Here is a 26,015-nt window from a genome sequence, read left to right as displayed (position 1 = left end):
GATTGGAGGCTATCTTATGGAATTCAAGGATTTAATTGCGCCGGAGCAGTACAATATCACTTCGGAATTGGAGAAATACAAAGAAGAAAGCGACCGATTGGCAATTCGGTGGCTCGACAGTGAAGGCAATAGGGAAGATCTTTCTTATAAAGAGCTGGTCGGCAAAATGAATCAATACGCTCAGGCCTTGTTGAAGCTTGGCATTGAGAAAGGCGATCGGATGCTGATTATTCTTCCACGGATTCCAGAAGCTTATATCACATATTTGGCGTGCCTGCGCGCTGGAATTGTGGCGATTCCCTGTTCAGAAATGCTCCGTAAGAAGGATTTGATTTACCGGATGCACCATTCAGGTGCAAAAGGAATTGTCGCCCACTATAAAACCACTGAGGAAACCAACTCGATTGATGAAAAAGTGGATGCGCTGAACAATAAATTGATTATCGGGGGCACAGAAGAGGGATGGCAATCTTTTGAGGAGCTGGCAGAAAAAGAATCGCCGGCATTCGAAGCAGTTCCGACCCATCGGGAAGATATGGCTTTCTTATCCTATACATCCGGCACCACAGGCAATCCGAAAGGTGTGGTTCATGTCCATGGCTGGGGCTACGCACATGTAAGGACAGCCGCAACAAAATGGCTGGGTGTCCAAAGTGGCGACATGGTTTGGGCAACCGCGGCTCCTGGCTGGCAAAAATGGATCTGGAGTCCGTTCCTGTCGACTATTACTCTTGGAGCAACGGCTTTTGTTTATAATGGGCCATTCGATGCTTTGAAATACTTGGATTTATTGAAAGAAGAAAATATTAATGTTCTTTGCTGCACGCCGACAGAATACCGGATCATGGCGAAAGTGGAAAATCTGAGTTCCTATAAACTGCCAGCATTAAGATCTGCGGTGTCTGCTGGGGAACCTCTGAACCGGCAGGTCATCGAGGCGTTCCAGCAGGCGTTTGATATTAATGTCCGTGACGGATATGGCCAGACGGAAAATACGCTGCTGGTCGGAACGCTCCAAGATATGGAAGTGAAGCCGGGATCGATGGGCAAGCCGACACCAGGCAATCCGGTCGATATCATCAATGATGAAGGAGAGCCGACAGCGGTCGGAGAAGTGGGGGATATTGCCGTCCACCGCGATTGTCCGGCTTTGTTCCGTGAATATTATCGGGACTCTGAGCGGACCAAGGCGGCGTTTCGCGGCGATTGGTATTTAACCGGAGACCAGGCAAAGCGTGATGAAGATGGCTATTTCTGGTTTGAAGGGCGAAGTGATGACATCATCATTAGTTCGGGATACACAATCGGGCCTTTTGAAGTCGAAGATGCGCTCATGAAGCATGCGTCCATTCAGGAGTGTGCGGTTGTGGCTGCTCCGGATGAAATTCGCGGAAACATTGTTAAAGCTTATGTCGTGCTCCGTAATCCCCTGGATTTTCCGGATAAAGGTGCGCTGGTGAAGCAGCTGCAGGACCACGTCAAAGAAATTACCGCACCTTATAAGTATCCGCGTATCATCGAGTTTATGGATGAGTTGCCGAAGACCGCCTCGGGTAAAATCCGCCGCGTAGAACTGCGAAAACTGAATGTATAACGAAAAAAGCCTGACAGGAAAACACTGTCAGGCTTTTTTATGGATTCATTTAGGTGGGGAGATAAGTCTGTGCTGAAAGGCATAAATGACCGCCTGGGTCCGGTCATGGACCTCCAGTTTTGCCAGGATATTGCTGACGTGGGTTTTGACTGTTTTCAAAGCGATGAATAATTGATCGGCGATTTCCTGGTTAGTCAATCCGGCAGCTAGCAACAGGAGGATTTCCATCTCGCGTTCGGTCAGTTCAGCGTGAAGAACACGTTCGTGGCGCATCTGCTTCATCATTTTGGTCATGACTTCGGGCTCGAGGACAGGTGTGCCGTTCATGGTTTCACGAATAGAGTCGGCGATGCGTGAAGCTTTCGAAGTTTTTAATATGTAACTGACGGCTCCCGCCTGAAGAGCCGGATAGACTTTGTCGTCATCAAGAAAACTGGTGACAATCATGATCTTGGCTTCCGGCCACTGGTCGATGATGGCTTTTGTCGCTTCGGCACCATTCATGACCGGCATCACCATATCCATTAAGATCAGATCTGGCCGCAGCTCTAATGCCATTTCAATTGCCTCCTGGCCGTTCGCCGCCTCGCCGGCTATCTCCATGTCCTTTTGGGATTGCAGGTAGGCAGAGACACCGATGCGCACCATTTCATGGTCATCCACTAATAATATTCGAATCATGGGTTTTCTTCCTTTCAATCGGGACTTTTACTTCCACAATCGTACCTTCTGAAGGCACCGAAACAATTTTGCTGGTTGCGCCGATTTCGATGGCGCGTTCTTCAATATGCTTCAGGCCATAGGAGGTTGACTTGGATTGCTCGCTTTCAAACCCGACGCCGTTGTCCTGGATGCGCAGGATCGCAAAATTGTCGCGTTCGACAAACAGGATGTGTACTTCGGTCGCTTTGGAATGGCGCAGCGTATTCGATAAAGTTTCCTGTGCAATGCGGAACAGATGGTCTTCAGCTCCCTTTTGCAAGGGGACTTCCTCCAATTTATGCTCGATGGTAAAATAGACTTTTTCCTTCAGTTCACTGACCAATTCAAACAGCCCTTGACGCAGGCTCTTGTCGTGCAGGGCAGCGGGCCGCAAATGCAGCAGCAATGCACGCATCTCCAATTGCGCCTGTTGGACCATCTTCTCCGTCTGCAGTAATCCTGGCTGCACGTCCTCATTTTCGGTCATGGAGGACAGCAGCATGGAAGCGGCGAATAGTTGCTGGGAAACAGAGTCATGAAGCTCTCTTGCCAGACGTTGGCGTTCCATGATCAGGCGTTCCTGGATAATCTGATCTTGTGTTTCTGCCCGTTCGTTGGCAATGCGGGCCAAGCTTTTGCGTTGTGACTCCAGAAGCTTCTGCAGCTTTAGGATGGAGTTGGATAAATTACGCGGTAAGGTTTTCATTTGGGCAGCCTGAACGACTGTCTTGTCTTCATTGCGCAAAAGGGCCTGGAAAATCTCTTCAATGTCCTGAACTTTTGCCCGTGACAAGGACTCGGTCCACCATGAGATGCCGACAGACAAAACGAGCATCAGAACAAAAAGCCAAATGCCTAAAGGAAGGCCGGCGATAAAATCTTTCCACAGGACGGACCAGCTGTTGAGCGTCGGCAAGCCGAGCAACGCAAAAAGGATGCTGAACACGATCAATGCGAAAAGGAAAATGAAAAACAGGCTTCGCGGCAAGATCTGTCTCATCTGCGGATCACCTCGACATCCCCCATCCAGGTGGTCACGGAAACGATCAACTCGACTTTATTGCCAGTGTCTGCAGGATAGCCGTCTTCAGTATGAATGGTGCCATTAAGAATGCGTTGGCTTTTTCCATTAAAAAAACGAGCTTCCCCCAACAGCGTCGAATAAAAGACGCGCACAGGAACTTCATACGGCACCACAACCTGGACTTTCCCGAAACCCTGCCGGATGGAAATCAGCGAGTTTTTTTTCGGCAACACGGTGTGGGTGGTATCCACCAGGATGTCGCCGATAAAACCCTGCACATGAATGTCTTTCCACTCATAAGATTCGATTGGCGTGCTTTGTGCAGCCATCACTTTGTTCTGGATCAGGCCTGTATCTGTAGAGGCATAGAGAGGTGCAGTCTGCAGCCATTCTTCGCCTTTCCACAAACGGATCAGGAGGTAAATCGCAAGTCCGAAAACCATCAGCCGCAGACTCCACATAGATAAAATGGAAACACCGATGAGAAAAGTGCCTGTCCAAAAATAAAAACGGCGGTATTTGACGTTGTTTCTTAACGCATAGTAAATGGTTCCGATACCAAGAAGGATCAAAAACACACTGCCGTTTCCGAAAAAGGCAGCTTCCACGAATATCAGTAATAAAGCGCTCAGCAGGAAAAACGCTTGTCTGTTTGTTGAAAAATGCTGCATGGCTTTTGCCTCCTTCTTTGTATCAGAAAAAATGAGAAGAAGGAAAACTTCATCTCATTAGAGCTTACAGACAAAAATCTTCCTTATTTAGAAGAGTGAATTGGCAACTAACGGCTCCATACCAGATCCTCTGTCTCAATTTCCGTTTAGAGTTTGGGGTGAGAAGAAGAGAAAACTTCTTCTCACTCCAGTTTAAACAATTTCTTTTTGGTTTGCGCTATTTTTTCTAAAGTTTCCAAGCGGCGCTCCATCGCTGAGCGCTCGTGCCGTTCTTCCACTTTAGCACCGAGTGTCGTGATATAGGACGCCATATCGTCAAATGAGCCGATACGTTCAGCGACGAGTTCAGGGCTTAATACTTTATCCATCTGATGGTGGGCACGCGTTGCATTTTCTTTGCCCATCAATTGCAGCTGCTTTACTTTCATGTCCTTCACTTTATGCTTCATTTCCTCGTAACGGTGTTCCAGACCAGTCAGTTCAGCAATATTTTCATTCAGGTTGTTCTGCAGTACCTCAACGCGGCCAGCATAAGCTTGAACTTCCATTGCGGCAAAATCAGCAAGATCGGATTCGCCTGAAGTCTCTGCCAGTTCTAATTGACCTTGACGCTTGTCGAGCATAGCGGACGATTCAGCTAATTCTTTCTCCAGCTTACCATTCAGCTGAGCTTGTCGCTCCACCCATTTTCCTGTAGCTGTTGTCTGGTTTTCTGCTTCTGTGATATAGCGGTTCAGTAATGCGAGTGGATTTTTTTCCTCTTTTTTTGCGACGACGGAATCCAGGTCGGTTGCGACGGCAAATTTAAAACGGTCCCATAAAGTTGTCATTTTCGTTTCCTCCTTATTTGTTTAGTTTGTTCCATTGTTGTTCAAAATTCGTAAATGGATCGCTTTCTTTTACGGCTGCGACTGAAACGCTTTGGCCATTCCATTTGCGGTAAATCATCCCCAAAGCGGCAAGAGCGGCGACGCCGATCAAAGCCGGCACATTGGAGATGGCTGCGATTCCCCCAACGACGGCGATAGAAGCCCAACATACTTTCGCCAATGTCGAGATGCTTCTTAAGTAGTAATGCACCCCTGCGTAGACGATTAATAGGGATACTGCCAATCCGATGATGGGTCCCAGATTGGAAAGGGCGACGATTCCGGCGATGATGCCGAGTGTGATTAACCAAAATTTATTCATCTTATTTTCCTCCTCTCAATTTCTAACCTAATCATACTAAGTGAACGCATTTTCCAATACGGTCTCTGACTGCATCTTTTACTAGGTCCTGAGGCGTAGAAGCGTCTACAGCAGTTAAATTAAAACTTTTTACCTCGCATTAGCCAAGCCCGTGGCTGCGCCGGCGCTAAGAATTGAGCAAGTTGTTGTATTTTTCCTGTTTTTGATAAAAGGTCTGGAGCGAAGCGATGCAGAAACAGGGTGAAGGGTTCTCAGGAGCTCTTTTGCGAAATATCGACAAGCAGAATGCTATAATATTTTTTATCACATTGAAAAAAATGAACTCTTCATATATGGTCTATCTTAAAAGAAGAAAGAGGCGTGTTTCTATGAAATTGTTGGCAGGCATCAGTGGTGCTTTACTGATTTATATGGCGCTTATTGCGTATCTTGGCTGGACGGTATATTCCTGGCTGACCAGTTTTGCAGATGGCCTCAACCCATGGATCTTTACGGCTTTTTGGCTGATTGTTGCCTTCAGCTATATCATTGGACGAATCGGTCATAAATGGCTCGGCTTTACGATTCTCGGTTCGTATTGGTTCGCTTTTCTGCAGTATGCAATTTTGCTGATTCCTGTGGCGAATATCATCGTCTTATTGGTGGATTTTAAAGACGATGTGTTCATCATCGGTTGCGCCACAGCAGCGATTTTGCTGGTGATATTCATCATCGGCACTTATTTGGCCTACAGTCCGATAGTCCGCACTTTGGAAGTTACAGTGGACGGGGAAGAGGCAGAACCACTGCACATGGTCATCGGCTCCGATTTTCACTTAGGCGTTTTGTCAGGCAAAAGCCATTTAAAGCGCTTTGTGGAAAAGACCAATGCACTCGATCCGGATGTCGTGTTTTTAGCAGGGGATTTGGTGGACGATGACCCGGTCTGGTATGCACGCTACGGCATGGGAGAGGTGATGGAACAGCTGAAGCCTCGTCTTGGCGTTTACGGTGTTTTAGGAAATCATGAGTATTACGGGAAGAAAATTCCTTTATTAGTTCGGTTGATGGAAAAATCGGGTGTGAATATCCTAAGGGATGAAACTATTCTGGTGGCAAATCGTTTTTATTTGACGGGGCGTGAAGACCGGACCAACGGCAACCGGCACTCGCTGCTCGACTTAAAGCCTGAAAAAGGGGGACTGCCCTGGATTGTGATGGACCATACACCATCTGATCTGAAAATGCCTGTCGAATTAGGCGCGGATTTTCATATGTCGGGGCATACCCATAAAGGGCAGATGTGGCCCAATCATTTATTGACCAAAAAGATTTTTGAACTGGATTATGGGTACAGGCTGATAAGGGAAACACATTTTATCGTGTCTTCAGGATTCGGATTTTGGGGGCCGCCATTGCGCCTCGGAAGCCGTTCAGAATTATGGTCGGTAACAATGAATTTCCGGCCGTCTTCTTAAAAGGAGTGTTTATATGGAAGATTGGATTGTTTCAGTCATGTCGGAGTATGGCTATTTCGGCATATTCCTGCTCATTATGCTGGAGAATGTGTTTCCGCCGATTCCGTCGGAAGTGATTTTGACGGTCGGCGGATTTATGACGACTACGACCACGATGACCATACCGGGAGTGATTCTGGCATCAACTGCGGGTTCGGTGGTTGGGGCGGCGGTTCTGTACAGTGTCGGCTTGCTGCTGGATGTTGCGCGGCTGGAGAAAATCATAGACAAATACGGCAGCTGGCTGCGCGTGAAAAAGCAGGATATATATAAAGCGGATGCCTGGTTTGATCGATTTGGAATTTGGACGGTATTTTTTGGGCGATTGATTCCTTTGTTGCGCAGCCTGATTTCCATTCCAGCGGGCATGTCGAATATGAAGTTCTGGCTGTTTATAAGCTTTACCACACTTGGCACCCTGCTGTGGAACACTGTATTGGTTTTTATCGGCGAAGCGGTGGGCGACAATAGAGAGCAGATCATGCACCAATTGGAGCTGTATTCCAACGTCGTCTACGCTTTAATTGCTTTGGGTGCAATAGCGGCTGTCTGGTATTACGTCAAGAAAATAAGAGTGCGGAACTAACAGGAAACTGCTGGCAATTGCCGGGAGTTTTTTTAATTGTTATAATTATGGAATAATAAAGGATGGAGGATTCTTATGAAGCCAATTGTATTCATCACGCAAAAGTTGCCGGATCAGGCGGTAGCTGGATTGAGAGAACAATATGAAGTCCGGATGTGGCCGGAAGAAGACACTCCCGCACCACGTGAAAAACTGCTCGAGGAAGCAAAAGAGGCGTATGCGCTTTGGACCATGGTGTCCGATCGGGTGGACAATGAAGTGTTTGAAGCGGCACCCAACTTAAAGATCGTCAGCAATCTGGCAGTTGGCTACAACAATGTCGACCTTGAGGCAGCCCACAAACATGGAGTAACGGTCACCAATACACCGGACGTCTTGACGGAATCCACTGCGGATCTGACTTTTGCTTTATTATTGGCGACCGCCCGCAGAATTATTGAAGCGGAGAAAACAGTCCGTTCAGGAGAATGGAAATCCTGGAAACCTATGGGGATGACCGGACAGAATGTGGCCGGTGCCACGCTTGGCATTATCGGTATGGGACGCATTGGTGAGGCGGTGGCTCGCCGTGCCCAGGGCTTTGGCATGGATATCCTGTATCATAATCGCACGCGCAAAAGCCTTGAAGACGTGCGCTACGCCGAATTTGAGGAATTGCTGAAGATTTCGGATTACGTAGTGATCTTGACGCCGCTGACACCGGAAACAAAAGGGATGATCGGATCGAAAGAATTGGCGCTGATGAAAGAGACAGCCTGCCTGATCAACACAGCCAGAGGTGGCATCGTCGATGAGATGGCCTTGTACGAAGCGTTGAAAGAGGGCGGAATCTGGGGCGCAGGCCTGGATGTATTTGAGCAGGAGCCGGTGCCGCTGGATCATCCGTTGCTGACGCTGCCGAATGTTACGGTCTTGCCGCATATCGGCAGTGCCACTGTCCAGACGCGCCTCGAGATGATGGCGTTGAATGCGGAAGCCATCAAGGCTTGTTTCGAAAATAGACCGGTGAAGAATAGAATCTGCTGAGTGAAGGCAGGAAAAGACAGCTGATGTTCAGCTGTCTTTTTTGAAATTTAAGAATTGGCTGCCAGTTGGATCCAAACGATGTCAAAGGGCTGTTCTGCGGTGGAATTTGCGGCTTAGCTAAGGGATGATCTTGTCCAAAGTGCTTTTCTAGCCTGGCAAAAGTTGAAATTTGCCGTTATTTATTGTAAAATGATTGAGGTTTTTGTTGCCTTTTCTGGTACAGAAACTAATTGAGAAATAGGAGGTATGATTCATGCAAAATCATACACACAATGTTTTACTTTATTATTTATATTCACCGATTGAAGATCCAGAGGCTTTTGCGGCTGAGCATCTGGCAGCATGCAAAGAGCTTGAGCTGAAAGGCCGTATCCTTGTTTCCGAAGAAGGAATCAATGGCACATGTTCAGGAACCATCGAACAGGGAGAAGCTTATATGGAACTGTTGAAAAGCGACCCGCGCTTCGCGGACATCGTTTTCAAAATCGATGCTGCGGAAGGCCATGCATTCAAAAAAATGCACGTCCGTGCGAAAAAAGAAATCGTTCACCTTGGGCTGGAAGAAGACATCAACCCGAATGAACTGACAGGCACTTATTTAGAGCCGGTTGAATTCTACAAACAAATGCAGGAACAGGACACCATCGTATTGGATGCACGCAATGATTACGAATACGATCTTGGGCATTTCCGCAATTCAGTCCGTCCGGATATTGAAAACTTCCGTGATCTTCCGGAATGGATCCGTGAAAATAAAGAGCAATTTGAAGGTAAGAAAATTTTGACGTATTGCACAGGCGGAATCCGCTGCGAGAAGTTCTCGGGCTGGCTGAAAAAAGAAGGCTTCGAGGATGTGGCCCAACTACATGGCGGCATCGTTACTTACGGCAAAGATCCTGAAGTGAAAGGCGACCTATGGGATGGACAATTATACGTTTTTGATGAGCGTATTGCTGTGCCGGTGAACCAACTGGAACACACGATTGTTGGGAAAGATCATTTTACAGGCGAACCTTGCGAACGTTACGTAAACTGTGCAAACCCGGAATGCAACGCGAAGATTTTGGCTTCTGAAGAAAACGAGCACAAATACATGCGTTCATGCTCAGACGAATGCCGGGAACACCCGCGCAACCGCTATGCTTTTGAACACGGCTTGACTGGTGAACAAGTGCAGGCGCGTTTGAATGCATTGAAGGAAACAACTAGAGTATAAGTGGATGCAAAAAAAGCTGCCGATAAATTCGGCAGCTTTTATTTTTGTGTTCAATTACTTGTCGACTTCTTCCTGGCAGTCAAAACAGACCAGTTCCCCATCCACATAAACCCCGTCAAGAAAGCCATCACGGCAATAAACGTCTTTCCCGCAATTGCTGCACGGTCCGATAAGTTCACTCATCCAGTAATCCTTCAGCGTAGACATACATCGCTTTCTGCAAGTATTTAGCCAAACCTTGGCCGTGCTGATCGATATTATTGGCGAAACGGCTGTCTGATGCATACAAGTCGCCGAGCCCGCGGAACATTTTCGGAGAACAGTCGTAGAAACGGTTCAACAACGTATAGTAAGCTTTCATTTCTTTTTGGACCGCATCCGTCTGTGGAGGCAGATGCATCAAACTGGCGACTGTATTGTAAATACGGTCTCCCTCGCGGTTGATTTCATCCAAATCTTCTTCTTCTTTTTCCGGTTTGACCGGCTCGCTGTTTGCTGCAACAGGCTCTTCATATAATACTGTTTCCACGGGAGCAACGGCAACAGCGACAGCTGATTCCTCGGCATATCCGGGTGCAGCTTGAGAAGTTTCAGCCTGAGTTTCTGGCTGCTCAAATATTGGCAAATCGACTTCAGGCTTTTGGTATCTGTTGATCAGATCCTCCGACTTCATACTGGAGAATGCAGAAAACCGTTCCGCATCCGTCAGGCTTTGCGAACCTTGGAGTTCCTGTTGCGTGAGCTCGGCATTCTGAATCAGGTTTTCAATGCGCTGTTTTTTCTGTTCCAGCAATTCGATGTGCTGAGACAATGCGTATTCCCGGTCAAAGCCGTCAGCCACAAGTTCCTGTATTTTTTTTAGTGAAAAATCCAATTCTTTCAGGAATAAAATCTGTTGGAGCAACTTTAAATCTCCCCCATTATAGTAGCGATAACGGTTGGTTCCGATATTTGACGGTTTCAATAAACCGATGCTGTCGTAATGATGGAGTGTCCGTACACTGACGCCCGCTATTTTTGCCACTTCTTGTACTTTGTACAATCTAATCACCTCACTCTTTAAAATACACTATAACGCACCGTCAGTGTCAATAGTTTCAGCAAAAAGACGCTGAAATGTATTATTTCTGTCTTATAGGGACCGTTATTAACGGGTTTCTAATCTCTCAGTAGGAATTGAAGGTGAAGGGCGGGGCAATTATGATGATGCGCAAGTGATTTTGAGTGGTTCTATAATCGCTTCACCCCCGCCGACGCAGCTCTGCTTGATGGAGATTTAATAGGATGAAATTTTAATTTTTCTGTGGCAGATTGCTGGAGTGGAGTTCCGGAAGCACTTGGCGGCAGTAAGGCACGCACCTTCGCTGTTTCTACAGGAAACTTTTACAGTTTGGAAGTAGGTATACGAATAAAAAATCCCAAAATAAATAATATGGTATGATCTATCGGAAAATAAAAACAGATAATTCAGAAATATTATGGGATTTTCTAGATATCTGTGAAATAATGAAATTGAAAGTGCTATCGAAAAGCTGATGGATGAAAGGAGCAATGATGATGAAACTGACCAATTTTGTGAATGGCCAATGGCAACAGGCAGAACAGGCGGAGTTCAGGCCTGTCCTGAATCCAGCGAATGGGGAAGAACTGGCGCAGGTCCGGATGTCCACAGCAGAGGACGTCGACCTGGCGGTGAAAGCGGCACAGGCAGCACAAAAAAAATGGGCAAAGGTACCGGCACCTAAACGCGCGGATTATTTATATGAAATTGGCCACCTGATGAAAGAACGAAAAGAGCATCTGGCTCAAGTACTGACGAAAGAGATGGGGAAAGTCATCGAAGAAGGACGTGGCGAAGTCCAGGAAGGCATTGATATGGCTTATTACATGGCGGGGGAAGGGCGGCGCCTATTTGGTGAAACGACGCCTTCAGAACTGGCTGACAAGTTTGCGATGAGCATTCGGTCGCCAATCGGTGTAGTGGGGCTGATCACCCCTTGGAACTTTCCTGTAGCGATCGCCACCTGGAAGTCCTTTCCAGCGATAGTGGCGGGCAATGCATTTATCTGGAAGCCTGCGACAGAAACGCCGATGATGGCATACGAAATGGCGAGAATATTTGAAGAGGTCGGCCTTCCGGAAGGTGTCGCCAACATCGTCTTCGGTGCCGGCGCTGAAGTGGGGACTGCCTTGATCGAGCATCCGGGTGTCCGGGTTATTTCATTTACCGGGTCAACAGAGACTGGCCGTAAAGTGGCGGAGGCAGGAGGCCGCAACCTGAAAAAAGTGTCACTCGAAATGGGCGGCAAGAATGCCGTGATCGTCATGGAAGATGCTGATCTGGATCTGGCTGTCGAAGGAATTCTTTGGAGTGCATTTGGAACCGCCGGCCAGCGCTGTACGGCCTGCAGTCGAGTAATTGTACATGCAGACGTCAAACAGGAACTGCAGAATCGTCTGCTGTCGAAAATGGAGTCATTGACGATTGGAGACGGAACGGATGAATCAACCAAAGTCGGCCCGGTCATCAACCGGAAAGCTCTTGAAAAAATTCATTCCTACATTGCAATCGGTGAAAAGGAAGGAGCTAAGCTGCTGGTTGGCGGGCAAATCCTGACAGGTGGCATCTTCGATCAAGGGAACTATTACGCACCGACATTGTTCACAGACGTGACGCCGGATATGCGCATTGCGCAGGAAGAAATTTTCGGGCCCGTCGTATCCATTATCGAAGTGACAAGTTTCGAAAGCGCGATTGAGGTGAACAATGGCGTGATATACGGATTGTCCAGTTCGATTTACACGGCAGATGTCAATCGTGCTTTTAAAGCACAGCGCGATTTGGATACCGGAATCGTCTATATAAATGCAGGAACGACAGGTGCTGAAATTCATCTGCCCTTCGGCGGAACAAAAGGTACGGGCAATGGCCACCGCGATTCAGGAGTCGCGGCATTGGATGTCTTTACTGAATGGAAAAGTGTGTATGTCGATTACAGCGGAAAATTGCAGCGCGCACAAATTGATAATGAATTTTAAAGGCGAAAGGGGATGAGGAAGATGAAAATCGTCGTATTAGGCGCTGGATTGATGGGGAAACAGGCAGCTCGGGACCTGGTTGCCGACGAAGCTGTTGAACGGGTCTTTTTAGCGGACCGGAATATCATTCCGACCGAGCAGTTCAGAGCGCAGCTCGGCAGCAGCAAGCTGGAAGTGCTGGAGTTGGATGCCAGCGATGATGAAGCCTTGGCGGCGGCCATTTCAAAAGGGGATATCGTCATCAACGCCCTGTTCTACACTTTTAATGAAAAAGTGGCAGCACTTGCACTCAAATGCGGTGTCCACGCAGTGGATTTGGGCGGCCATATCGGGGGAGCAACAGAAGCGGTGCTGGAGATGCATGAACAAGCGCAGCAAAAAGGCGTCACATTGATTCCGGACTTGGGTGTGGCACCGGGAATGATCAATATCCTGACAGGATACGGCGCCAGCAAGCTGGATCAAGTATCTGATATCCGATTATTTGTCGGTGGCATTCCTGTCCATCCGGAACCTCCGCTGGAATACAATCATGTTTTTTCGCTGGAAGGTGTTTTTGACCATTACACAGACAAATCGCATGTGATCCGCGCCGGCAGGCTACTGGAGGTTGAATCCTTATCCGAAATTGAGTATGTGGAATTTGAAGGCTTCGGCGAACTGGAGGCTTTCCACACCTCGGGCGGAACATCTACTTTGACAGATACCTTCAGCGATGTAAATTCATTGGAATACAAAACTTTGCGCTATAAAGGCCACGCTGAGAAATTCAAGCTGCTGAGGGATCTGGGCTTTACAGACCGGATGAAAACGGTTGAAGTGGAAGGGCGTAAAGTGAGGCTTCGTGCTGTTTTAAAAGCCGTGCTCGAACCGATAACAGAACTGGGAGACAAGCAGGATGCCGTCGTTTTGCGGGTGCTCGTATCAGGAGTAAAAGCAGGAGAGGAAATCAGCTATGAATACAATATGGTGACGATGAAAGAGCAGGAAACAGGGGTCACTGCAATGGCACGTGCAACGGCCTACACCATTTCAGTTGTGGCGCAGATGATCGGCAAGGGAGTGATCGACAAGCGGGGAGCCTATCCTCCAGAAATGATCGTTCCAGGAGATGAATATATAGCGGAGATGGCAAAGCGCGGCGTTGATATTAAAGAAATCGTCCATCGTTCTGCTTTACAGAACTAAAGGCTTGGCTGGATGAAGAAGTAAAGTGAAAAAGGATGGTTCCTGTCGGAGCCATCCTTTTTCTATGGTTTAAATAAGTTCTTCCACTTTCTTTGGGACCAGCATTTTCAAGTTGCCAGGAACAATTTCAATGTCCAGCGGTGTTGTCAGATAGATTTCGCCATCGGTATCGACATCCAGCTCTTCGTCAGTTTTGACAGAGATGGACCGGCCCTGATAATGGACGATGTGTTCCAGTTCTTCTGTCACGACTTCTGGCTGGGACAGTGAAAACCATTCGCGCAATGCGGCCAGAGAAGATGTTTGAATGATGAACAGGTCCAATAGGCCATCTGCTGGATCGATTGTTGCCATTGGGAAGTTATGAGTACCGATTGAATTGCCGTTCATGATAAGCACCAGCACGCCTTCCTCAGCGTAGCTGATGCCGTCGATTTTCAAATACACCGAGAACGGGGTCGCCTGCCGCATGGATTGCAGCGCACTCATGAAATAACTGAGTTTCCCGTAGCGTTCTTTTAGGTGGGGGTCGATATTGGAAGAAGCATCGGTGATCAAGCCGATTCCGGCAAAGTTAAGAAATGAGCCGCCATTGATTTTCCCGGTATCGATTTCTTTGATTTGCCCGTTGACCAGTTCTGAAGACGCCAAATCCAGGTCCAACGGAATATTCAAGGTGCGCGCAAAGTCGTTGCAGGTCCCGCTTGGAATGATAGCGATTGGAGGAGCATCGGGAAGACTGGATAGGGCCCGAACCGCAGAATGGACAGTTCCATCGCCTCCGGCAATAAACAGGATATCGGCATAGGTTGCAGCTTTCTGACAGGCACTTTCGAATTCTTCGGGTGAAGCGGTTTGGATCAGCTCGAGTGATTTGGATGCTTCGGCCAGATGGGGAACGGCGAGCTTCAGGACAGAGTCTATCGTAGACGCTCCTGCATTGCCGTTATACAATAATACGGAACGATTGAACTTAGGCATTTTTTTGTGCCCTCCTGTACTTCTGTTTACTTTTATAATTCCACTTCCAGCGATTCCGTAAACAACCGGAACCAGCAAAATAACTAGACTGATAAAAAAGAGGGATCGATATGACAATGAAATTATATTACAAAGATTCGGAGATTTCAAAAGCATCCGTGCAGGTGTTGAGCAGTGCAAAAGATGGAGCCGGCTATTATGCCGTTCTGGATCAAAGCTGCTTTTACCCTGAATGTGGCGGACAGCCGGCAGATACTGGAAGAATCGGGCCTGCAAAAGTGGTGGATGTCCAGACAGTCGAAGGGGAGATCCGACATTATACGGATATTCAGCTGCCGAAAGAAAGTTTCTCTGCCGAAGTGGATTGGCAAAGAAGGTGGGATCACATGCAGCAGCATGCAGGCCAGCATTTATTGAGCGCTTTGTTTGAAGACAGCTATGGCTTAAAGACCCAGAGTTTTCATTTGGGGCAGGAGCGTGTGTCCATCGATCTGGACTTGGATACAGCAACAAACAAACAGCTGAAGAGCGTGGAAAAAATGGCCAATCAGCTGATCCGCCAACGCCTGGCCATCTCTGCTCGCTGGGTCACTAACGACGAGGCCAATATGCTTGCGCTAAGAAAACCGCCAACAGTGGAGGGAGATATTCGTCTGGTGGAAATCGACGGCATCGACTTGAATGCCTGTGGAGGCACCCACCCCCGAAATACGGCAGATATCGGGCTGTTAAAAATCATTTCGACGGAGAAAGCGAAAGGCGGCATGCGGGTTTATTTTTTGTGTGGCACACGGGCCTTGAATTATTTTAACTTTCTGATGGAAACCACAGACAAATTGGTGGTCCAATTAAATGCGCCAACTGCTGAATTGCCGGAGGCCGCTAAAGCCTTACTGGTTGAAAAAGCCGCAGCTGATAAAACAATCAAAAACCTTCAGGAACAAGTGCTGAGCCTTGAAGCAGAAACGATTCTCCCAATCGATGGCATAGTAGAACGAGTTTTCGAAGGACGTCCAGTTAAAGAGTTGCAGCAGCTTGCCCGCCTGGTGACTGGCAAGCATACATCAGCGACGCTGCTGTTCATTAATGCAGCAGAAGGAGACATGAGGCTGGTGTGCGCAAAAGGTGAACAGGCAACGGGCGATATGCGTGAAGTGCTCAAGCAGCTTCTGGCATTGACTGAAGGCAAAGGCGGAGGAAACGCACAATTTGCCCAGGGCGGTGGCAGAACTGCCAAAGCGCCGGAAGCATTTCAGAATGTCTTTCGGGAAACCTTGAAAAATTTCAAATGAAAGCTGTAACTTTTCCAATGCTTCTCTGTCTAATGGGAAAAGGGATGTCTGAAAGGGCGTGAAGCATCGTGAAGAATAAAAAGGTTTGGGCGATTGCTGCCATTGCGGCTGCATTGTTTGGTCTGGTGTTTGTTTTTCTCAATGATAAAGTATCGGTAAGCGCTTCTACTGTCGCATTGGCGGAGCAGGGCTGGAAAGCCAATTTTTCTTCAGAGCTCCAGCAGGATGCCATCGATAAGGGGAATGTGTATATCACGGACTCGCAGGGACAAACAGTCGATGTTGAAATGATCATCCACGACAATGGAAAGACATTGGAAATCCCGGAAATTCCGACAGGCGAATATCAATTGCATATTAAAAGAGCGGCATTAAAAAACAGCTTTTTGAAAAGCTTAGTAAATACGGAAGTTTCATTCACTGTGCAGGAACAATTGGAGCAAATTTCAGGTAAAGAAGAGCTGCGGAATTATTTTGCACAACTGCTGGAGATGCAGCAGAATAATGAGTGGTACGGCGGCACTGTTGCTGAAAGCGGAGAAGAAACGGCCGAATCGAGTGACTCTACATCTGGTGAAAGCGAAGCGGGAGCTGGGGGCGATTATTCCACCACCAACAACCAGGTGGAGGGAGTAGACGAAGCCGATTTGGTGAAAACGGATGGTTCGTATATCTACTCTATCAGTGAGGGTCGTGTCATGATTTCAGATGTTCGAAATTCCGAGGAAATGGCTGTTGCAGCTGAGCTGCCTTTCACAGAAGAAACTTACCCGCAACAGCTTTTCCTGTCAGGCGACACATTGGTAATCCTGGGCAGCAGCTATTCAGCCATGCCAATGGATGACTTTCGACTGCCTCACAGCCAGTCGCCGTATTTAGGCCTCACATCCATCTATTTATATGACGTCAGCAACCCACAATCTCCTCGGTTGATCCGTGAATTCGGCGCTGAAGGAAATTTGAGCGGCGCGAGACTGACCAACAATATCCTTTATTTTGTGACCAATGTCTATCCGGATTATTGGGTTCTGGAAGAACAAAGTGAGCCTGAACTGCGCCCGCACCGCTACGACTCGAAGAACGGCGGAGAGCTTGAGCCTTTGCCTTACGACAGCATCGCTATACTGCCAGGAACCACGGAAGGCAGCTACAGCGTCATCACGGCAATCGATTTGAACGAGCCCGAAACCAATGACATCTCGACAGAAGGATTTTTAGGGGGCAGCGAACAGCTTTACATGAATGAAGAAAATCTCTTTTTAACGGCCGCTGCCTATGTTCCCTTAAATGATGAAACGCAGGCCAGCAGGGAAATGGCAATTTGGCTGCCGCAGCAGGCCAATACGGAAGTATTCAAATTTGAATTGGATGGCACAGCTGTCGAGTTTCTGGCTTCTGCAGAAATAACGGGCTCTCTGCTCAACCAGTTTTCAATGGATGAGCACAATGGTTATTTCCGTGCAGTGACGACAGAAGGAGTTGTATGGGATCTGGCTTCTCCGTCAAAGAATCATCTGTTTATTCTCGATGGACAAATGAATCAGGTAGGATCGGTGGAAGACTTGGCCCCGGGAGAGCGGATTTATTCGGCCCGTTTTATCGGTGACAAGGCCTATATGGTGACTTTTAAAGAAACCGACCCGCTGTTCGTCATCGATGTTTCGGAGCCTTCTTCCCCACAGGTGCTCGGAGAACTGAAGATACCGGGCTTCTCAAATTACCTGCATCCGCTGGATGACGATCATTTGATCGGCTTTGGCTATGACACGAAGCTGTTGCCTGTAAAGAACGGAGAACCACGCGTTGTTACGGGAGGCATGAAGATCTCCTTGTTTGATGTCAGCGACTTTAGTGATCCGGTAGAGAAAGACACCGAGATTATCGGAGGACCTGGAACTTATTCGACGCTTCAATACGACCATAAGGCTTTGTTTACGCATAAGGAGAAGAATCTGTTCGGCTTTCCGGCAGCACTTTACGAGGAATCCACGGGTGATTATGTGGAATTTGAAGGCGAAGGTGCGCTCATCTACACCATTACACCAGACGGGATTTCTCAAGCAGCAAGCTTAATCGAACCAACCGATAGCCAATACGAAGACTGGAATACCGCCATTCAGCGCATCCTCTACATTGGCGGGGAGCTGTACACAGTGGCGAATGGTGAAATCAAGTGCTATAACATGGAAACCTTCGAACCGATCGGCAGTCTGGCATTCAATCAATAGCGAGAAGAGGCAAATTTCTATTTGCCTCTTCTTTTTTTATGTTTTTAACTAGCAAAAAAAGGGAAGCTGAGGAGTATTCTGAAAACTAGAACGGGAGGGATACTGATGAAAGCAGTAACGTTTCAAGGGACGAAAAACATGCAAGTGAAAAATGTCAAAGATCCAGAAATTCAGAAAAAAGACGATATCATTGTAAAAATAACTTCTACCGCCATATGTGGTACAGATTTGCATATTTATCAAGGCGCATTGCCGACCACAAAGGACACGGTTATTGGGCACGAACCGATGGGCATTGTAGAAGAAGTCGGACCCGATGTCACCAAAGTGAAAAAAGGAGACCGCATTGTTCTGCCTTTTAACGTCAGTTGCGGAAAATGCTTTTACTGCAGCAATGAAATGGAAAGCCAGTGTGACAACTCGAATGACAACCCCCATTTCGATACCGGCGGATATTTCGGCCTGACGGAACGCTATGGCGATTATTCAGGCGGACAAGCCGAGTATTTGCGTGTGCCTTACGGAAATTTCATGCCTCTTTTAGTTCCGGAATCCTCTGAACTGGAGGATGAATCGTTGCTGTTCCTATCTGATGTCCTCCCGACTGCCTGGTGGAGCGTTGAACATGCCGGAGTGAAAAAAGGGGATACTGTAGTCGTTCTGGGCTGTGGTCCTATTGGACTGATGACCCAAAAGTTTGCCTGGATGCAAGGTGCCAGCCGCGTAATCGCGGTGGATGAAGTTCCTTACAGAATGGAACTTGCTAAAAAAATGAACAATGTGGAAATTGTCGATTTCAGCAAGCATGACAATACAGGGGCCTTAATCCACGAAATCACGCAAGGTGGAGCAAATGTTGTAATCGATTGTGTTGGAATGGACGGCAAGAAATCTCCAGCAGAAGCTGCACAGCAAAAACTGATGCTCCAGGGAGGTACACTCAGTGCCATTAACATCGCCAAAGATGCTGTCAGCAAGTTCGGGACGATTCAGTTGACAGGAGTTTACGGATTGACTTACAATCAATTTCCGCTTGGAAATATGTTCGAGCGTAATGTTACTTTGAAAATGGGGCAGGCTCCAGTGATCCACTTGATGCCGATGCTGTATGAAAAAATTGAAAATGGAGAATTCGATCCACGCGAAATCATTTCGCACATTGTGCCATTGGAAAGTGCTAGTGATGCCTATCAAATTTTTAATGACCATCAGGACAATTGTACTAAAGTCATATTGAAACCATAATTACCCATATACGTGCAGTAAAGCTTATTAAACGTCCCGAAGAGTCGGGGCGTTTAATTTTTTGTCTATGTGAGTTATGATAAGTACAGAAACCGACAGCGAGAGGAGAGAAACATGTGGCGCAAATAGGAGAGACCCGGCGTGAACTCGCGCTGGATTGTTTTTTGCTGGCCGGCAGAATCATGATGGAGAGCGGAGCCGAGACTTACCGCGTGGAGGATACGATGATCCGGATGGCTGTATCACAAAATATGGTCAACTCCCATTGCTTCGTCACACCGACAGGCATCATGTTTTCTCCAAGTGAAGAGCTGGCTACACGATTTGTTCGAGTCAATAACCAGAGCACCGACCTGGAACGGGTCGCTCTTGTCAATGCCGTTTCACGGAACCTGGTGGCTGGTGAATATACATTGCAACAGGCTTATGATGAAATGATGATTATCGACCAAACCAATTACCGAACCAGTATATGGGTGCAGACCCTGGCCGCTTCCGTAGCGAGTGCCTGCTTTTTTATTTTACTGGGTGGCAGTTGGGGCAATATCCCTTTTCCTTTTGTAATCGGTGGAATCGGATTTTTCATTGTGGACACTATTTTGACCGAAACACGGGTAAAGATTTTTGCTGAATTCATCGGCGCTTTTATCATCGGAATACTGGCGTCCATCGCTGTCTATACCGGATTCGCGACAAATTTGGATACATTGATCATTGGCTCCATTATGCCGCTGGTTCCTGGATTGCTGATTACCAACGCGGTACGGGATTTGATGGCAGGGTATTTTATATCTGGGTTATCTAAAGGAGCCGAGGCTTTTTTGACGGCATTTGCCATCGGCGCAGGAGTCGCTGTGGTGCTATCATTTTAAGGAGGAGATCAGATGAACTGGCCATTGGAAGCATTTCTCAGTTTTTTGGCAGCAGGCGCATTCGGCGTCATGTTCAATGCCCCGCGCCGGACCCTGGTCAGCTGTGGGTTGGTCGGGATGAGCGGCTGGCTCATCTACCGCGTATTCTTCCTGGCCTTTGATGATTCGGTTCAGGCTTCTTTTGCCGGCGCATTTGCTGTCTCTATCGTAGCGCATTTACTGGCCAGGAAATTCCGGATGCCGATGATCATATTCAGTATCGCGGGAATCATCCCTTTAGTGCCGGGAAGTAAAGCGTATAATGCCATGCGAAACATTGTTGAAAATAATCACCTGGAAGCTATCGCTTTTGCTTCCGAAGCATTGATGATCTCCGGCGCTGTCGCCATGGGACTGGTCTTTGCGGAAGTGCTGATGCAGCTGTACTTTAAGCGTCAGGCAAGAAGAATACAGAGAAAAATGGGCCTGACACAAGAGTGATTCTTGTTTGTCAGACCCATTTTTATTTTGTGTTTTTCTTGTTGTCCAGTTGCAAGCGCCTAGCTCCTCGGGTCATAAGTCAACCCAGCAGCGTGACAAAGAACGCCACTCTGCTGGTCCGCCTTACACCTGTCAGAGCTGAACAGGCGCTTCCGCTTTTCTGTTTTGTCCAGCTCCAGCGCCTAGCTCTTCGGGATGTAAGTCACTCTGGCTGTGCGGCTGAGAAAATGCCGCTTCGCCAGATCGTCTTACACCTGTCAGAGCTGAACAGGCGCTTCCGCTTTTCTGTTTTGTCCAGCTCCAGTGCCCAGATTCTAGGGTCATAAGTCACTCTGGCTGTGCGGCTGAAGCCATGCCGCACAGCCAGCGCGCCTTATGCCCGTCGAATCTACACGGGCACTTCCGCTTTTCTGTTTACCCCAGCCATTTTTCCAAATCTGCTGCAGTCATCGGGTGGCCGATGATGTAGCCCTGCAGGCTGTCGCAGCCCATGGCGCGCAAAAGTTCAAATTGTTCATTGGTCTCAACGCCTTCAGCCGTTACCTGGAAATCAAGCGATTTGCCGAACTGAATCATGCCGTTGATCAATTTTTGTATTTTTTCTTGCTTGGTGATGGATTGAATAATCATTTGATCTATCTTTAATGAAGATATTGGCAGCATAAGCATATAACGGAACGAAGCGTAGCCAGTTCCAAAATCATCCAGTGCAAAACTTATGCCTTCCTGGTGAAGAATCTTCATCTGAGTCATGATCGAACGTTCGGCTTCGGCTTCGAGGGCGAATTTCTCGGTGATTTCAATCATTAATGAGCTAGCTTTGCAATTATTGATCTTCAGCTGCTCGAGCAGCATTTTCGCCATATCCTTGTCCCTGAATTCGCGGATAGATGAGTTGATGCTGATCTGTAGGTCGATGTCTTTGGATTGCCAGTCACTCAATTGCTTACAGGCGGTTTCAATGACAAAGCTGCCAATTTCGTTGATCAAGCCATTTTCTTCTGCAATGGGAATCAGTTCGTCAGGAGTGACCACACCGATTTCTGAATCGGTCCAACGTACCAATGCTTCTACGCGTTCGACTTTGCCGTTGTTCAAGTTTACCTGTGGCTGATACAAGAGTTGCAGATTTTGGCGGTCCAACGCATAAATCAGCCGCTTTTCGATAAGGGCTTTGCGGTTCAGTCGTTCATGGTCATCGGATGTCAGCGCAGAAATGGCACTGCCTCCGCGGTCTTTCACTTTTTTGATCGTCGCATAGGAAGCTTTGATCAAATGCATGAAGCTTTGCTGGTCGTCAGGGTATTTCGTAATGGCGCCGCTGATGGTCATTGGCACCGCCGTACCTTGCAGATAGATTGGGTGCTGCTTAAGGTACTGAAGAAAGCCTTCGATAAACCAGTTGCTCAATGGCGTCACCAAAGCGAACTCGTGCAGGCCGGCGCGTGTAATGATGGAGTCTGAAAAGTACATCCGCAGGCGCTTGGTGAATTCGATGAGCAATTCGTTTTCAGTGTCTGTATCCGATACATCACGCAAAGTATAAAAACGGTCAATATCCAGGAAAATAAAGGAGAAATGGCGTCCTTCCTCTATGTATTCATTAACCACCTGTTCAAGCCGATGACGGTTCTCTAAACCTGTCACGGGATCGATAAAAGCAATTTCCTCAAGATGCTGCTGGGCTTTCTTGTTGGCTGTTATGTCTTTTTCCAGGAAAATGTAATACGTGTCATCGGTGGAAAGCTGCATAGGGATGGCTGTCAAATCAACCCAGTAAATCTCTCCATCTTTTTTCACTTTTTTCGCTTCGCCATTCCAAACATTTCCTTGTCTTAAGGTGGATAGAATGGAATCGACAAATTGGACATCCGCTTCACCGTCTCCAAACATATGCCAGATAGGCTTGCCCAATATCCGTTTTGGTGTCCACTTGCTCAATTTCAAAAACAAGGGATTTGCATATGTAATCAGAAATTCCTGATCAAAATAAAGTAGCATGAAAGAGTCATCCAAACCATTGCGCAAATGGTTTAATTCTTTAGGGGCAGAGCCTTCTTCATCCCCTTCATCCAGTTCGTAAATCGTCATCACGAACTGTTCGTTATTGGAAGTATAGGATTTGGCCACAACTGTTGTATATGCCTTTATTCCATCGCCCAATTCTATTTCCACATCTTCAAATTTCACCGGTTCCTCAGTATGCAGTAATTTGTCCCATGAATGCTTGCTTAACGCTGCTTTTTCAGGATTCATATAAGGAGAAAGCTGGCCCTTGACCGCTTCGGATTCTATTTGGAAAACGCGCTCAGCATGCTGGTTGCACCAGGCAATCAAGCCGTTTTGATCTATAATGATGATGGGGAAAGGAATATGGTTAAAAACGAGGGTGTCAGCTAACTTTCCTTGCAATTCGCTCATTCTTTGACGCTCCTTAACCGTAGTGTACTTTCATTATAGAGAAGAAAAGGTCTATCGTCATCCTTTTCAAAATAATCTCTAGAGGAAATTCACCGATTTTTCACTATCCTTTCACTAACAATCGTGAGAGAATAGGCATAAATCATATGAAAATAGAGGTAAGAAAATGTTAAATAAAATTTTTGTAATATTATTCCTGATTCTTCTTTTGCCTTTTTCAGTTCAAGCGCATACAACATTACTGTCATCTACGCCGGCAGAAGGCGAAAATGTAACTCAAGCTTTGAAAAAAGTGGAATTGATTTTTGGAACGAAAATCGAAGAAGGCAGTACTATGACCATCGAAGGAGAAAGCGAATCTTACGAATTCGATAATATTACTTTAGCAGAGGACTCGATGGTTGGCGATTTTAGCGCTGCATTGGATAATGGAAGTTATCGCATTCTCTGGAACATCATCGGAGAAGACGGACATCCGATTGAAGGGGAAATTGCATTCGGCGCCTCTATTGAAGCCGAAGAAGAAGTAGTGGCAGCTCCAACTGAGGAAGCGGAAGAGGAACCTGTTACAGCGGTAGAGGAAGCGGCAACGGCAGAAGTCCAAACTGAAAGTGACAGCAATCTGCTTGTAACGATGCTGCTTGTGCTCGTTGCTGTTTTAGTGATCTTTGGAATCTACAAAGTGCTGATGAAGAAAAAATGATGGTTTTCACTGCATTTGCCGATGTCTTACTGTATATTGCCTTTTCATATTTGGCGGGCTCTATTGTGCTGCAATTTGTTCCTGCAGACCGGAAACCAACGCTTTCCACATCCAAGGTTCTGCTGCTGCTCAGCACAGCTGGAATTGTGCTGCTGTCTTTTGGTCCGGTCTATGAATTGGCTGTATTTCTACAGAGCACCCAGGGGTGGAGCGAGTCTTACCTGAATGCCATTACCGGATTTCGCGTAGGGCAAGGCTGGCTGATTACATTGCTGCTCAGCATCATTCTGGCTGTGGCCATTTATTTGGGTGGCAGCAGGTATATCCAGGCGCTTTATTTGTTCCTGCTGATATTGACTGTCGGTTTCTACAGTCATGTTTCAACGCTCGACCTATGGGCTGGATTTGCTCTTCATTCGATTCACATCCTTTTTACGTCGATATGGGCCGGCGTTTTGCTTCACGTGGCCTGGTTTGCAAAAGATGGAACAAATTGGCGCCGTTTTCTGGCCTGGTTCACGCCGTTTGCGTTTTTCTGTGTAGCGGCGGTTATTGGCAGTGGAATTGTCATCATGTTCTTTTTCGTAGCTCCGTCCGATTATGCCAACTCCTGGGCTTTGCCTTATGGCCAGTTGCTCTTGCTGAAGCATCTCAGCATCATTCCGGTGCTGCTGGCAGCTCTGATCAACGGTTTTCTCAATAAGGAAAAGGTTTTTCAACAGGCCTGGCTGAAAGTAGAAAGCATCCTGTTGCTCATCGTCTTTGTCTTAACCGCTTTTATGAGCAAGCAAGCGCCGCCTCACGATATCAATGATACGCTGCGGATTGAAGGCGGCGGGTGGCTGATTGAAGCATTGGCAGGCCCTCTATACATCCCGCTTTCGGCGGGGATGGATTGGACACTCAATGGTTCGCTTCTGATGGGGCTTAGCTTATTGCTATTGGCCTTGATGCTGGTAGGCTTTTCGCGCCAGCTGAATGCCTGGCTGTCGCTATTGTTCAGCATCGGGTTCATCGTCAGTTTTTATGCGGGATTGATGCTGAACCTATCATTTTAACTAATTACTGGCCAATCTCTCGGGATTGGTTTTTCTATGGAAAGGAGTGGGAGCATGGAACGCTTAAAAGGAATTTCCATGATATTGATCGGAGCCATGCTGTGGGGAGCCACGGGACCCTTAATGGAGTGGACAATGGAAATCTACGGTATATCAGTCCCGTTTCTTTTAACCATTCGTTTAATAGTGGCGGGCCTTTTCCTGCTGCTTTTCCTGAAGCTGAAAGGTGTACGCGTCACAGCTATCTTCCGCAATAAAACCTGGGTTCGCCCTTTGTTGATTTTCTCCATATTGGGCATGCTCGGTGTCCAGTACAGCTTTGTCGCAGCGATTGAAGCGAGCAACGCGGTGGTGGCAACCTTGATGCAGTTTTTGGCTCCAGTCTACATAATTCTGTTTGTTTCGATAACCCATAAAAAAATGCCGCCAAGCTATCAAATGATCGGAATGGCCGGAACATTGGCTGGATTGTTCCTATTGCTGACCAACGGCAGACCCGATCAGCTGATCATCAGTGGACAAGCATTTTTCTGGGGAATCCTGGTGGGGCTGGCCTTCACTTTCTATACCCTTTACCCTGCGCGCCTGATGCAGGAATGGGGAGTCCTGCTCGTCGTTGGATGGTCGATGCTCTTTGGCGGAATCTTCCTGGGGCTGGTAAATCCGATTTTTCTTTCAGATGAATGGCCGATATTATCTGAACCACCTGTTATTGGGGCGATACTCGCCATAATCGTCATTGGAACAGCCGCTTTTGTCTTGTTCCTCAGCAGCATGCGCTATATCACAGCCGTTGAAACCAGCATCCTTTCATCTTTGGAGCCGCTGACCGCCATGGTCATTTCCATGTTCTGGTTCGGCCAAGTGCTGTCGCCGATCCAATTATTCGGTGCGCTGGCCATGCTGGTGTTTGTCACCTGGCTGTCGCTTGCCGGCAATCCGAAAAAGAAAAAAGGGCAGGTTTGTCAGCCGCAGTCTTCTGAGTAATCTCAGATAAAGCAA

The 26,015-nt window shown here is 47.4% G+C and carries 24 protein-coding genes; 15 read left to right on the top strand and 9 right to left on the bottom strand.

What is annotated here, in order from left to right; genetic code table 11:
* The first annotated feature begins 16 nt into the window (after positions 1-16).
* Complete coding sequence (gene mbcS / locus J7I83_RS01720; RefSeq protein WP_215098961.1) at positions 17-1,594, top strand: acyl-CoA synthetase MbcS; 1,578 nt, start codon at positions 17-19, stop codon at positions 1,592-1,594.
* A gap of 45 nt (positions 1,595-1,639) precedes the next feature.
* Here mbcS and J7I83_RS01715 read toward each other — a convergent pair whose 3' ends face one another.
* The 5 genes from J7I83_RS01715 to J7I83_RS01695 all read right to left on the bottom strand — a co-directional run bounded on the left by J7I83_RS01715 (position 1,640) and on the right by J7I83_RS01695 (position 5,182).
* Positions 1,640-2,275 carry a response regulator transcription factor gene (locus J7I83_RS01715; RefSeq protein WP_215098960.1) on the bottom strand — a complete coding sequence of 212 codons (636 nt, stop codon included), beginning with the start codon at positions 2,273-2,275 and terminating at the stop codon, positions 1,640-1,642.
* Positions 2,250-3,296: a sensor histidine kinase gene (locus J7I83_RS01710; protein ID WP_215098959.1), complete on the bottom strand. Its 1,047-nt coding sequence runs from the start codon at positions 3,294-3,296 to the stop codon at positions 2,250-2,252. The genes J7I83_RS01715 and J7I83_RS01710 overlap by 26 nt, the downstream gene beginning before the upstream one ends.
* Complete coding sequence (liaF, locus tag J7I83_RS01705; RefSeq protein WP_215098958.1) at positions 3,293-3,991, bottom strand: cell wall-active antibiotics response protein LiaF; 699 nt, start codon at positions 3,989-3,991, stop codon at positions 3,293-3,295. Before liaF ends, J7I83_RS01710 begins: the two co-directional genes overlap by 4 nt.
* 182 nt (positions 3,992-4,173) lie before the next feature.
* Complete coding sequence (locus tag J7I83_RS01700) at positions 4,174-4,821, bottom strand: PspA/IM30 family protein (RefSeq protein ID WP_215098957.1); 648 nt, start codon at positions 4,819-4,821, stop codon at positions 4,174-4,176.
* Positions 4,822-4,834: 13 nt separating this feature from the next.
* Entirely contained in the window at positions 4,835-5,182 is a 348-nt protein-coding gene (locus tag J7I83_RS01695) for a lmo0954 family membrane protein (protein ID WP_215098956.1), read from the bottom strand.
* A 368-nt stretch (positions 5,183-5,550) separates the two neighbouring features.
* Between J7I83_RS01695 and J7I83_RS01690 the strand changes: the two genes are divergently transcribed.
* The 4 genes from J7I83_RS01690 to trhO all read left to right on the top strand — a co-directional run bounded on the left by J7I83_RS01690 (position 5,551) and on the right by trhO (position 9,506).
* Positions 5,551-6,639: a metallophosphoesterase gene (locus J7I83_RS01690; protein WP_215098955.1), complete on the top strand. Its 1,089-nt coding sequence runs from the start codon at positions 5,551-5,553 to the stop codon at positions 6,637-6,639.
* Positions 6,640-6,652: 13 nt separating this feature from the next.
* Positions 6,653-7,264 carry a DedA family protein gene (locus J7I83_RS01685; protein ID WP_215098954.1) on the top strand — a complete coding sequence of 204 codons (612 nt, stop codon included), beginning with the start codon at positions 6,653-6,655 and terminating at the stop codon, positions 7,262-7,264.
* A gap of 75 nt (positions 7,265-7,339) precedes the next feature.
* Positions 7,340-8,290, top strand: a complete 951-nt coding sequence (locus J7I83_RS01680; protein WP_215098953.1) for a 2-hydroxyacid dehydrogenase — start codon at positions 7,340-7,342, stop codon at positions 8,288-8,290.
* A 253-nt stretch (positions 8,291-8,543) separates the two neighbouring features.
* Positions 8,544-9,506, top strand: a complete 963-nt coding sequence (trhO, locus tag J7I83_RS01675) for an oxygen-dependent tRNA uridine(34) hydroxylase TrhO (RefSeq protein ID WP_215098952.1) — start codon at positions 8,544-8,546, stop codon at positions 9,504-9,506.
* Between the two features lie 54 nt (positions 9,507-9,560).
* Here the strand turns inward: trhO and J7I83_RS17940 are convergent, their stop codons facing one another.
* Positions 9,561-9,689, bottom strand: a complete 129-nt coding sequence (locus tag J7I83_RS17940) for a hypothetical protein (protein WP_285228658.1) — start codon at positions 9,687-9,689, stop codon at positions 9,561-9,563.
* Positions 9,682-10,548, bottom strand: coding sequence for a MerR family transcriptional regulator (locus J7I83_RS01670; RefSeq protein WP_215098951.1), 867 nt, complete (start codon positions 10,546-10,548; stop codon positions 9,682-9,684). The genes J7I83_RS17940 and J7I83_RS01670 overlap by 8 nt, the downstream gene beginning before the upstream one ends.
* Positions 10,549-11,063: 515 nt before the next feature.
* Between J7I83_RS01670 and J7I83_RS01665 the strand changes: the two genes are divergently transcribed.
* A complete protein-coding gene (locus tag J7I83_RS01665) occupies positions 11,064-12,545 on the top strand; it encodes an aldehyde dehydrogenase family protein (protein ID WP_215098950.1) in 1,482 nt (493 codons plus the stop codon).
* A gap of 21 nt (positions 12,546-12,566) precedes the next feature.
* The gene (locus J7I83_RS01660) at positions 12,567-13,733 is read left to right on the top strand and encodes a saccharopine dehydrogenase C-terminal domain-containing protein (protein ID WP_215098949.1); all 1,167 of its coding nucleotides are present in this window, start codon (positions 12,567-12,569) and stop codon (positions 13,731-13,733) included.
* A gap of 69 nt (positions 13,734-13,802) precedes the next feature.
* Here J7I83_RS01660 and J7I83_RS01655 read toward each other — a convergent pair whose 3' ends face one another.
* The gene (locus tag J7I83_RS01655; protein ID WP_215098948.1) at positions 13,803-14,714 is read right to left on the bottom strand and encodes a diacylglycerol/lipid kinase family protein; all 912 of its coding nucleotides are present in this window, start codon (positions 14,712-14,714) and stop codon (positions 13,803-13,805) included.
* Between the two features lie 110 nt (positions 14,715-14,824).
* On the opposite strand from J7I83_RS01655, the gene J7I83_RS01650 reads away from it, so the two are divergent.
* The 5 genes from J7I83_RS01650 (at position 14,825) to J7I83_RS01630 (ending at position 20,831) form a co-directional block, all read left to right on the top strand.
* On the top strand, positions 14,825-16,006 hold the full coding sequence (locus J7I83_RS01650) for an alanyl-tRNA editing protein (protein WP_215098947.1): 1,182 nt from the start codon (positions 14,825-14,827) through the stop codon (positions 16,004-16,006).
* A gap of 68 nt (positions 16,007-16,074) precedes the next feature.
* Positions 16,075-18,234, top strand: a complete 2,160-nt coding sequence (locus J7I83_RS01645) for a beta-propeller domain-containing protein (protein ID WP_215098946.1) — start codon at positions 16,075-16,077, stop codon at positions 18,232-18,234.
* Between the two features lie 105 nt (positions 18,235-18,339).
* Complete coding sequence (locus tag J7I83_RS01640) at positions 18,340-19,479, top strand: zinc-dependent alcohol dehydrogenase (RefSeq protein WP_215098945.1); 1,140 nt, start codon at positions 18,340-18,342, stop codon at positions 19,477-19,479.
* Positions 19,480-19,595: 116 nt separating this feature from the next.
* Positions 19,596-20,351, top strand: coding sequence for a threonine/serine exporter family protein (locus tag J7I83_RS01635; protein ID WP_215098944.1), 756 nt, complete (start codon positions 19,596-19,598; stop codon positions 20,349-20,351).
* A 12-nt stretch (positions 20,352-20,363) separates the two neighbouring features.
* Entirely contained in the window at positions 20,364-20,831 is a 468-nt protein-coding gene (locus J7I83_RS01630; protein ID WP_215098943.1) for a threonine/serine exporter family protein, read from the top strand.
* 414 nt (positions 20,832-21,245) lie between these two features.
* On the opposite strand, the gene J7I83_RS01625 is transcribed toward J7I83_RS01630, so the two are convergent.
* On the bottom strand, positions 21,246-23,252 hold the full coding sequence (locus J7I83_RS01625) for a bifunctional diguanylate cyclase/phosphodiesterase (protein ID WP_215098942.1): 2,007 nt from the start codon (positions 23,250-23,252) through the stop codon (positions 21,246-21,248).
* Between the two features lie 166 nt (positions 23,253-23,418).
* Here J7I83_RS01625 and J7I83_RS01620 point away from each other — a divergent pair, with 166 nt between their 5' ends.
* The 3 genes from J7I83_RS01620 to J7I83_RS01610 are packed head-to-tail and all read left to right on the top strand — an operon-like array spanning position 23,419 to position 26,000.
* Complete coding sequence (locus J7I83_RS01620; RefSeq protein WP_215098941.1) at positions 23,419-23,955, top strand: copper resistance CopC family protein; 537 nt, start codon at positions 23,419-23,421, stop codon at positions 23,953-23,955.
* A complete protein-coding gene (locus J7I83_RS01615; protein ID WP_215098940.1) occupies positions 23,952-25,013 on the top strand; it encodes a copper resistance D family protein in 1,062 nt (353 codons plus the stop codon). The genes J7I83_RS01620 and J7I83_RS01615 overlap by 4 nt, the downstream gene beginning before the upstream one ends.
* A gap of 54 nt (positions 25,014-25,067) precedes the next feature.
* Positions 25,068-26,000, top strand: coding sequence for a DMT family transporter (locus J7I83_RS01610; protein WP_215098939.1), 933 nt, complete (start codon positions 25,068-25,070; stop codon positions 25,998-26,000).
* The last annotated feature ends 15 nt before the right edge of the window (positions 26,001-26,015 follow it).

Source organism: Planococcus sp. ISL-110, from assembly GCF_018613575.1.
GTDB lineage: Bacteria > Bacillota > Bacilli > Bacillales_A > Planococcaceae > Planococcus.
The sequence above is the reverse complement of the archived record's forward strand: the minus strand, read 5'-3'. Positions and strand labels throughout refer to the sequence as shown.

Coding starts and splice junctions, on each gene's coding strand:
- J7I83_RS01630 (WP_215098943.1), top strand. CDS start 20,364: ATGAACTGGCCATTGGAAGCATTTCTCAGTTTTTTGGCAGCAGGCGCA.
- trhO (WP_215098952.1), top strand. CDS start 8,544: ATGCAAAATCATACACACAATGTTTTACTTTATTATTTATATTCACCG.
- J7I83_RS01615 (WP_215098940.1), top strand. CDS start 23,952: ATGATGGTTTTCACTGCATTTGCCGATGTCTTACTGTATATTGCCTTT.
- J7I83_RS01690 (WP_215098955.1), top strand. CDS start 5,551: ATGAAATTGTTGGCAGGCATCAGTGGTGCTTTACTGATTTATATGGCG.
- J7I83_RS01625 (WP_215098942.1), bottom strand. CDS start 23,252: ATGAGCGAATTGCAAGGAAAGTTAGCTGACACCCTCGTTTTTAACCAT.
- J7I83_RS01640 (WP_215098945.1), top strand. CDS start 18,340: ATGAAAGCAGTAACGTTTCAAGGGACGAAAAACATGCAAGTGAAAAAT.
- liaF (WP_215098958.1), bottom strand. CDS start 3,991: ATGCAGCATTTTTCAACAAACAGACAAGCGTTTTTCCTGCTGAGCGCT.
- J7I83_RS01715 (WP_215098960.1), bottom strand. CDS start 2,275: ATGATTCGAATATTATTAGTGGATGACCATGAAATGGTGCGCATCGGT.
- J7I83_RS01685 (WP_215098954.1), top strand. CDS start 6,653: ATGGAAGATTGGATTGTTTCAGTCATGTCGGAGTATGGCTATTTCGGC.
- J7I83_RS01700 (WP_215098957.1), bottom strand. CDS start 4,821: ATGACAACTTTATGGGACCGTTTTAAATTTGCCGTCGCAACCGACCTG.
- mbcS (WP_215098961.1), top strand. CDS start 17: ATGGAATTCAAGGATTTAATTGCGCCGGAGCAGTACAATATCACTTCG.
- J7I83_RS01680 (WP_215098953.1), top strand. CDS start 7,340: ATGAAGCCAATTGTATTCATCACGCAAAAGTTGCCGGATCAGGCGGTA.
- J7I83_RS01650 (WP_215098947.1), top strand. CDS start 14,825: ATGACAATGAAATTATATTACAAAGATTCGGAGATTTCAAAAGCATCC.
- J7I83_RS17940 (WP_285228658.1), bottom strand. CDS start 9,689: ATGAGTGAACTTATCGGACCGTGCAGCAATTGCGGGAAAGACGTTTAT.
- J7I83_RS01610 (WP_215098939.1), top strand. CDS start 25,068: ATGGAACGCTTAAAAGGAATTTCCATGATATTGATCGGAGCCATGCTG.
- J7I83_RS01660 (WP_215098949.1), top strand. CDS start 12,567: ATGAAAATCGTCGTATTAGGCGCTGGATTGATGGGGAAACAGGCAGCT.
- J7I83_RS01665 (WP_215098950.1), top strand. CDS start 11,064: ATGAAACTGACCAATTTTGTGAATGGCCAATGGCAACAGGCAGAACAG.
- J7I83_RS01695 (WP_215098956.1), bottom strand. CDS start 5,182: ATGAATAAATTTTGGTTAATCACACTCGGCATCATCGCCGGAATCGTC.
- J7I83_RS01710 (WP_215098959.1), bottom strand. CDS start 3,296: ATGAGACAGATCTTGCCGCGAAGCCTGTTTTTCATTTTCCTTTTCGCA.
- J7I83_RS01620 (WP_215098941.1), top strand. CDS start 23,419: ATGTTAAATAAAATTTTTGTAATATTATTCCTGATTCTTCTTTTGCCT.
- J7I83_RS01655 (WP_215098948.1), bottom strand. CDS start 14,714: ATGCCTAAGTTCAATCGTTCCGTATTATTGTATAACGGCAATGCAGGA.